Source organism: Gilvimarinus gilvus, assembly GCF_030518155.1.
Classification (GTDB): Bacteria; Pseudomonadota; Gammaproteobacteria; order Pseudomonadales; family Cellvibrionaceae; genus Gilvimarinus; species Gilvimarinus gilvus.
The window spans coordinates 1-533 of sequence record NZ_JAULRU010000030.1 but is presented as its reverse complement, the minus strand read 5'-3'; the positions used below and the strand labels follow the sequence as shown (position 1 = coordinate 533).

Genomic DNA, 533 nt, shown 5'->3' with positions numbered 1-533 from the left:
TGTGCTGAAGTTTTCGGTGGTACTGCTGTAGCATTTGACGGTATCGACAACGCACCGGAAGAGCGTGAGCGTGGTATCACTATCGCAACGTCTCACGTTGAGTATGACTCTACTGAGCGTCATTACGCACACGTTGACTGCCCAGGACACGCTGACTATGTGAAAAACATGATCACCGGTGCTGCACAGATGGACGGCGCTATCCTGGTATGTGGCGCGACTGATGGCCCTATGCCACAGACTCGCGAGCACATCCTGCTATCCCGTCAGGTTGGTGTACCGTACATCGTAGTATTCCTGAACAAAGCTGACCTGCTGGCTGAAGATTGCGGCGGCGTTGACTCTGAAGAATACGAAGAGATGCTTGAGCTGGTTGAAATGGAGCTGCGTGAGCTGCTGGACCAGTACGAATTCCCAGGTGACGACACGCCAATCATTGCAGGTTCTGCACTGATGGCTCTGAACGGCCAGGATGACAACGAGCTGGGTACTACTGCTGTTAAGAAGCTGGTAGAAGCACTGGATACTTACAT

At 52.5% G+C, this 533-nt stretch carries 1 protein-coding gene; it reads left to right on the top strand.

The features are described 5' to 3' along the window. On the top strand, window positions 1-533 hold a 533-nt coding region (locus QWI17_RS00150; protein WP_302720483.1), incomplete at both ends, for a GTP-binding protein.